Below are 2720 nucleotides of genomic sequence, written 5' to 3'. Positions count from 1 at the left end.
CGGGAAACAGGCGCAGGGCGTGGTCGACGATGACCTCGGTCTCGGGCCGGGGCGTCAGGACGTCCGGGGTCACGCCCAGCATGAGGTTCCAGAAGCCGCGCCGGCCCAGGATGTGACTGACCGGCTCCCGGCGGATGCGCCGTTCCAGATAGTCGTCCAGCCGCTCGACCTGTCCGGCGTCCAGCTCGCGGTAGGGGTCTGCGACGATGTCCGCCCGGGTGACGCCGCAGGCGGCCTCCACCAGGACCCGGGCGTCGATCACCGGACCCGGGATCCCCGCCGCCTCCAGCCGGGCCCGCGCCCCCTGCCAGGCCTGGAGGAGGTTGCGGGTCACTCGGGATCGCCCGGCGTGCTGCAGGCGTCGCCCACCCGCACGGTCCCGCCATGGGTGACCTGGACATAGATTCCGCAGTGCCTGTGCCCGTACTGCTCGAACAAGTGTTCGACGAGGGGAAGATCACGCTCCGCCGTCTGCGGGTCCACCTCGGTGGCGGCGCAGCGGACGATGGGGGCGAAGACCTGGGCGCGGGCGAAGCCGAGCAGGAGATTCCTTCCCTTCCAGTCGTTCTCCACCCACGGGGGCCAGCCCTCGACATAGAGGTTTGCGCGGAACCGCAGGGGGTCCACGGGCTTGCCGATCCGGGCCTCGAGGTCGCGGACGCTGGCCATGTTGATGATGGAGATGTGACCAAGGGGATGGTCGAGGAAATGGTAGTCCGGGGCCTGCAGGACGCGGACCCCGTCGCGCGCGTCCTCGCCCAGGAGCCCTTCGACCCAGGCGCCGAAGCCTTCCCGCCCGGATGCCGCCGCGAGGTCGCCGTGGAAGTCCGGCCGGCCGGGCGCCGAGGCCGAGATGTCCGAGCCCTGCACCCGCGTCCGGGCCGCGGCCACCACCGGGTGGGCGGCCAGGACGGCGAACTTCATCTTGGGGATCCAGGCCGGGGCGGCGGCGTCGAAACCCGACGGACCGTTCTCGACCACCCATCGCCGGTCCTGGGCGATGGCGCGGCCGGGGACCAGTTCGGCCTCGGACAGGGGCTCGGCCGAGAAGCCCTTCACGGGATAGCGGAACAGGCCGGTGATGAGGGCTTCCATCAGGCGAACTCCGCCTCAAGGCTGGCCAGACGGGCCGCTTGGTCCTCGGCGATCAGCGGGTTGATGATATCGTCCAGGGCTTCCCCCTCAAGCACCTTGGCCAGGTTGTAGAGGGTCAGGTTGATCCGGTGGTCCGTCACTCGCCCCTGCGGGAAGTTGTAGGTGCGGATTCGCTCTGAGCGGTCGCCAGAGCCCACCTGGCTGCGCCGGGCGTCGGCCCGGGCGGTGTCGAGGGCTTCGCGCTTCTGGTCGTAGAGCCGCGCCTGGAGCACCTTGAGGGCCCGCGCCCGGTTCTGGTGCTGGGACTTCTCAGACGAGGTGACCACGATCCCCGTCGGGATATGCGTGATCCTCACCGCAGAGTCCGTCTTGTTGACGTGCTGGCCGCCTGCTCCCGACGACCGGTAGGTATCGATGCGCAGGTCCGCCTCGCGGATCTCGATGTCCACGTCCTCCACCTCCGGCAGGACGGCGACGGTGGCGGCGGAGGTGTGGATGCGGCCCCCGGCCTCGGTCTCGGGCACCCGCTGGACCCGATGGACCCCGCTTTCGAACTTCAGCCGGCCGAAGACGCCCTCGCCGGTGATGGAGGCGATGATCTCCTTGTAGCCGCCGACCTCGCCCTCGGAGACGGAGTCGATCTCCACCCGCCAGCCGTGGAGGGCGGCGTAGCGCTGGTACATGCGGAACAGGTCGCCGGCGAAGAGCGCCGCCTCGTCGCCGCCGGTCCCGGCGCGGACCTCGAGGATGGCCGAGGCGTTCTCGTCCCGGTCCCGGGGCGCAAGCAGGAGCGCGACCTCGCGTTCAAGCGCCGGCAGGCGGGCCTTCAAGGCCTCCAGCTCGTCCCGGGCGAGGGCGGACATGTCCGGGTCGCCCGAGACAGCCATTTCTTCCAGTTCCGGCGCCTCCGCCCGTGTCTTCTCCAGGGAGCGGACCGCTTCGACCACAGGCTTCAGTTCGGCGTGCTCCCGTGACAGGCGCACGATCTCCGCCCCATCGGAGGCGGCGGACATCCGGGCCTCGATCTCATGGAAGCGGCCGAGAACCTGGTCGAGGCGGGCTTGGGGGAGGCGCAAGGGGCGGGATCTTCAGGGAACAGTTAAGGCGGGCTTCTAGCCCGCCGCGCTCGGCTTGCCAAATCCCGGGGCGGCCGGCGCAGGGGCGGGCGACCCGATCCGGGCCGCCCGCGATCCGCGCGGGATCAGACGCGAACGCCGCTCAGCGAGGCGTTGCCGAAGGCGCCGAGCTTGACGTTGCCCGACAGGCTGTCGCCGCTGACGGTGGCTTCGAACTCCAGGGTCATCGGCATCGGGCTGGTGATGGACGAGGACCAGATCAGCTTGTCGCCGTCGACCTTGCCGGAGATTTCCTGGTCGCCCATGCGGCCCGTCGTCTTGCCGGTGAAGGTGTCGCCATTGGTGGTGATGGAGGCGTTCACTTCCTGAGCGCCCATCGGGGTGTTGATCGTGATCTTCCAGTTGCCGTCCGCAGACATGGCTCTCTCCTCTTTGCGAAGCGGCGCCTCATCGAGCCATGAACGGCCTTTCAAGCGGCGCTTCCGTTCGCCATCGACGGACCCGCCGCGGCAGCCAGTTTAGGTGGGGCTCGGGGACGCGCGTTCAAGT

Annotated in this window: 3 protein-coding genes and 1 pseudogene; all 4 read right to left on the bottom strand. The window is 69.8% G+C overall.

From position 1 onward, the window contains the following. Positions 1–334, bottom strand: a pseudogene (locus INE98_RS13985) (protein-(glutamine-N5) methyltransferase, release factor-specific); the annotation flags it as partial. Beyond that, positions 331–1095: an MOSC N-terminal beta barrel domain-containing protein gene (locus INE98_RS13980; RefSeq protein WP_293539710.1), complete on the bottom strand. Its 765-nt coding sequence runs from the start codon at positions 1093–1095 to the stop codon at positions 331–333. The gene INE98_RS13980 and the pseudogene INE98_RS13985, both read right to left, overlap by 4 nt. Continuing rightward, positions 1095–2171, bottom strand: coding sequence for a peptide chain release factor 1 (gene prfA, locus INE98_RS13975; protein ID WP_293539708.1), 1077 nt, complete (start codon positions 2169–2171; stop codon positions 1095–1097). The genes INE98_RS13980 and prfA overlap by 1 nt, the downstream gene beginning before the upstream one ends. 125 nt (positions 2172–2296) lie before the next feature. Further along, positions 2297–2590: a hypothetical protein gene (locus INE98_RS13970; RefSeq protein ID WP_293539707.1), complete on the bottom strand. Its 294-nt coding sequence runs from the start codon at positions 2588–2590 to the stop codon at positions 2297–2299. Positions 2591–2720: the final 130 nt, after the last annotated feature.

The organism is Phenylobacterium sp., assembly GCF_020253645.1.
Classification (GTDB): domain Bacteria; phylum Pseudomonadota; class Alphaproteobacteria; order Caulobacterales; family Caulobacteraceae; genus Phenylobacterium.
Note: the sequence above shows the minus strand (reverse complement) of the source record. Positions and strands in the feature narration are given on the sequence as shown.

What these genes read in the sequence shown, in the direction of transcription:
- INE98_RS13980 (WP_293539710.1), bottom strand. Translation starts at nt 1,095, where the DNA reads ATGGAAGCCCTCATCACCGGCCTGTTCCGCTATCCCGTGAAGGGCTTC.
- INE98_RS13970 (WP_293539707.1), bottom strand. Translation starts at nt 2,590, where the DNA reads ATGTCTGCGGACGGCAACTGGAAGATCACGATCAACACCCCGATGGGC.